Raw genomic sequence first — 4,329 nt, 5'->3', positions numbered from 1 at the left:
TTCTAAAACATCCCTGTTTTAGACTAAGCGGTATAACCGCTTAGGACGCCGGAGGCGCCCGAAGGGTGAGGGCTTTGCCCGAATCAACGTCTCGCAAACCCGTAGCGGGCAGCCCGTCCTTCTCTTCAACTCCACTTCGTTGATGAGCCAATAGGCAAATTCAAAGCCATGCCCCAAGTACCATTTTTTATTCGCAGTAATCCCAAGCTCGCATTTTTTGCACTGCTGGCTGTCGCAGCCTCCGGGTTTGGCCAGACATTTTTTATCGCAATTTTCGGCGGCGCCCTGCGGCAGGAATTTGCGCTGAGCAACAGCTGGTACGGTGCCAGTTACAGTGCTGCCACCCTGCTGTCCGCATTTGTTTTACTGGGTGCAGGCACCCTGGTAGATCGCTGGCCACTGAAACGGGTCGCCACCCTCGGCGTACTTTTACTGAGCGCCGGCTGCCTGACCCTGGCCGTTTCGCAGAGTGCGTGGATGTTGCTGCCGGGGTTTTTCCTGCTGCGGTTTGCCGGCCAGGGATTTATGACCCACATGGGGATGACCACAGCGGGTCGCTACTTCACCGCCAATCGCGGCAAAGTAATTGCCCTTGCCGCGCTGGGCTTCCCAATCGCCGAAGCCCTGTTGCCCACCGGCGGCTCCCTGCTAATTGAGAACAGCGGCTGGCGCAGCGTGTGGTGGCTGGCCGCCGGGATGCTGATACTCGCCGTGTTACCAGCCCTATTGTGGCTCGCCGGCGATACCGGGGAAGACAGCAGCCAAAGTGAGAGTGCAGCTCCCAGCGGTGAAAGCGATTACACCCGCTCTCAGGTATTGCGGGATCGCGGCTTTTACTGCCTGTTGCCCGCGGTGCTGATGACTCCCTTTGTGGTCACCGCCGTACTGTTCCACCAGGCTGCCATCGCCGACGAGCGGGGCTGGTCGATGAGCGTGCTCGCGGGAGCTTTCGGCGGCTATGCCGCGGGACACCTGTTGGCACTGTTCTTTGCTGGAGGGCTGGTGGACCGCTTTGGTGCCCAGCGCAGCCTGCCACTGGCCCTCCTTCCGATGATCGCCGCCCTGCTGCTGTTAGCCCTTCGTCAGGAGCCCTGGGTACCCTACGTGTATCTCGCGCTGATCGGCGTGGCCCAGGCCGGTACCGGCACCGCCGGCAGCGCACTCTGGCCCGAGCGCTACGGCAGCACCCATCTCGGCGCCATCCGCTCGGTTTCCCAAGCCTGCATGGTTTTCTCAACCGCGGCATCACCACTGTTGCTGGGCTTTTTACTGGATCGAGGGATGGACGTGTACGGCGTGGGCTTGTTGCTGGCGACAGTTATTCTCGCTGGCTGCCTACTTGCAGTATTCGCACCCTGGACCGCAAAACAGAAGCCACAGCAAGCTGCCAGCAGAAAGTCCTGGGTTAATCGAGAAAAGTAAAAACGGAAGGGATTAGAAGCTGCGCCGGGAAATCAGCGGTTCGGAATAAAACGCGCGATAAATGCCGGCAGGCGCTGCTCGAAAAGATACTGATCGCGTACTTTCGCCACATCCACCTGCGGATAGCGAACGGGGTCCAGGTCGTGCAGGATGGTGATGAAACCGGCATCGCGCAGGGATTTCTTGCCCTTTTCCACCAGCGACTGCTTGCGATCATCATCCGCCGCCATATCGAACAACCGCGGCTTTTCCAGCAGCTTTTTGTTGGCGTCAGTCACCAGCATGACTTTCGGCTTCAGGCGGCGCTTGTGGCTCTGCTCCAGCACCACTGCCAGCTCGCCAGTGGAAAGCTCCACCTGGGTGCCGGTGGGATACAGGCCGATGGACTGAATAAATTCCAGCACCAGCTGTTCCTGGAAAGCGCAATCGCGCAATTCATACAGCTGTGCCACCGCTTTGGACGGCGCCAGCGGGAATTCCGCACCGCGCGGGTTGGTCGCTTCATCGTAAAAAGTCACGATGCCGCACATACGTGCCAGTACCGGGATCTGCCCACCGCGCAGTCCACGCGGATAGCCGCTGCCATCGTGCTGCTCTTTGTGACACTGCACGATCGACACCACCTGAGCATCGACATTTGGGTCTGCGGACAACAGTTTTACGCTGTAATCCACGAACTTTCGATACTCCAGCTCTTCCCGTGGATCTCGTTTTTGCGCTTTCAGGATTCCATCGGAAAGATACAGCTTGCCCACGTCCTTCAGCAGGGTGGCGATGCCCAACTGCACGAGCTCCTGGCGACGCAGGCCGATATGTCGCCCGAAAACCACAGCCCACACACTCGCTCGAACCGAATGACTGTAGGTGTGTTCATCTTTTTCCCGCACCCGCGCAAGCCAGGAATAGGCATCCGGGCTGCGCAGTACACTATCCACCATCTGGGACACAGTCTGGCTTACCTGCGCAGTGGGTAGCGGTCGGTCAGACTTCAACTGCACCATGACCTCGTGCATACCCTGGATAATACGCTCGTGTAACTGGCGGGCTTTCGCAGCCTCTTTGCGCGCCGGCTCCGGCGGCGCGTAGCTATCATGCCGGATCTGAACCGGTTTACAGTTAATGGCAACGGGGACACGGCGCGGAGTGCCCCGCCCCTGAGACTGTTTCTGGGCTGCGATCTGTTCGCTGGCTGCGCGGGTCAGCTTGCGCAGCTTGACGCCTACGTCGCCAACCGTCTTGGTAACGTCGACATACACAAAGCGACAGTATTTTTGCAGCTGACGGATTTCTTCCAGATCGCGGATATAAAAGCCCTGCAGGGCGAAGGGAGTACGCGTCCACGGGCGATCCAGGCGAGACACAAACATGCCTCGCTGCAAGTCTTCAACGAATACTTTCGCCTGCTGGATTGCCACTTGATAGTTGCCGCGTATTTTTGTTCTGGGTATTGCTGGTGTCAGCCAGATAACGGCACAGCCGACACACTAAAACCCCGCTAGAAGCCGAAGCGGGGCGGATTGTCACACGATTCTACTCTCTAGTAGACATCATTTTTGTGACGCGCGTCACGCAAAAACGGTCAGTAAGTATTTACAGACCGATTTTTGGATTATTGGTGATACTGCGGAGAGAGCTCCACCACCGCATCAAACATGGCGCCAGCATGGGCCGGATCGACTTTTGGGGTGATTCCGTGGCCGAGATTGAAGATATGGCCGCTGCCTTTACCGAAGCCCGCCAGCACTGAAGCGACCTCCTCGCGGATTCGCTGCGGATTTGCCAGCAGGATCGATGGGTCCAGATTGCCCTGCAGCGCGACCCGGTCGCCCACCCGCGCGCGGGCCTGAGCGATATCGGTAGTCCAGTCCAGTCCCAGTGCGGTAGCGCCACTATCTGCCATGGCTTCCAGCCACTGGCCGCCGCCCTTGGTAAACAGGATTACCGGTACCGCACGGCCATCCTGCTCCTTGATCAGCCCGTCAACGATACGCGCCATATATTGCAGGGAGAACTCGCGATAGGCCGTGTGGCTCAGGGCCCCGCCCCAGGTATCAAAAATCTGTACCGTCTGTGCGCCGGCACGGATCTGCGCGTTCAGGTAATCAATCACCGAATCCGCTAACACGGTCAGCAACTGGTGCATGTCTTCCGGGCGGTTGTAGAGCATTTCCTTGGCGCGGGCGAAATCGCGGCTGGAACCACCCTCGATCATATAGGTAGCCAGGGTCCAAGGACTCCCGGAGAAGCCGATCAGGGGCACGCGACCGTTCAGCTCGCGACGGATGGTAGTGACGGCGTCGGTGACGTAGCTGAGATCACTCGCGGTATTCACCACTTCCAGCGCTGCAATATCGGCACTGGTACGCACTGGCTTCTTGAATTTGGGCCCTTCACCTTCCTCGAAATACAGTCCGAGCCCCATGGCGTCGGGAATGGTGAGGATGTCAGAAAACAGGATCGCGGCATCCAACGGGTAGCGCTCCAGGGGCTGGAGGGTAACCTCACATGCGAGCTCGGTATTGCGGCACAGGTCCATAAACGAGCCGGCCTTGGCGCGGGTTGCACGGTACTCCGGCAGATAGCGACCGGCCTGACGCATCATCCACATGGGAGTGCGGTCAACGGGCTGGCGCAGCAGGGCACGGAGGAATCGGTCGTTTTTAAGCGGGGCGAACTTGGTATCGGACATGGGCGCAACGGTTGGGTAAATGGGCGGCCATTGTACTCTTGAGGGTCGAATTAGGACAGGGACTCACCTAACTCGGGATTTATGCGCTTGATTGGATTGGTCTATCGAGAATTGGTGGTATGCATTCGGGAGGCTTAGTGGCGGCTTTGCTACCGGGTGCACCTACGCGGGACACGAGCTAGGCGCCCCACCCGATAACCCATCCATGGGGGCTCGGC

The 4,329-nt window shown here is 58.8% G+C and carries 3 protein-coding genes; 1 reads left to right on the top strand and 2 read right to left on the bottom strand.

Annotated elements, in window-relative coordinates:
* Positions 1-168: 168 nt before the first annotated feature.
* A complete protein-coding gene (locus B4U49_RS01145; protein ID WP_078082757.1) occupies positions 169-1,422 on the top strand; it encodes an MFS transporter in 1,254 nt (417 codons plus the stop codon).
* Between the two features lie 32 nt (positions 1,423-1,454).
* Here B4U49_RS01145 and B4U49_RS01140 read toward each other — a convergent pair whose 3' ends face one another.
* Positions 1,455-2,837, bottom strand: coding sequence for a cyclic di-GMP phosphodiesterase (locus B4U49_RS01140; RefSeq protein ID WP_078082756.1), 1,383 nt, complete (start codon positions 2,835-2,837; stop codon positions 1,455-1,457).
* Between the two features lie 194 nt (positions 2,838-3,031).
* A complete protein-coding gene (gene hemE / locus B4U49_RS01135) occupies positions 3,032-4,111 on the bottom strand; it encodes a uroporphyrinogen decarboxylase (protein WP_078082755.1) in 1,080 nt (359 codons plus the stop codon).
* Between the last annotated feature and the right edge of the window lie 218 nt (positions 4,112-4,329).

This window comes from Microbulbifer mangrovi (assembly GCF_002009015.1).
GTDB classification, from domain to species: Bacteria; Pseudomonadota; Gammaproteobacteria; order Pseudomonadales; family Cellvibrionaceae; genus Microbulbifer; species Microbulbifer mangrovi.
The sequence above is the reverse complement of the archived record's forward strand: the minus strand, read 5'-3'. Positions and strand labels throughout refer to the sequence as shown.

Bases quoted from the DNA above. Each gene is read 5' to 3' on its own strand.
- B4U49_RS01145 (WP_078082757.1), top strand. From the start codon at position 169: ATGCCCCAAGTACCATTTTTTATTCGCAGTAATCCCAAGCTCGCATTT.
- hemE (WP_078082755.1), bottom strand. From the start codon at position 4,111: ATGTCCGATACCAAGTTCGCCCCGCTTAAAAACGACCGATTCCTCCGT.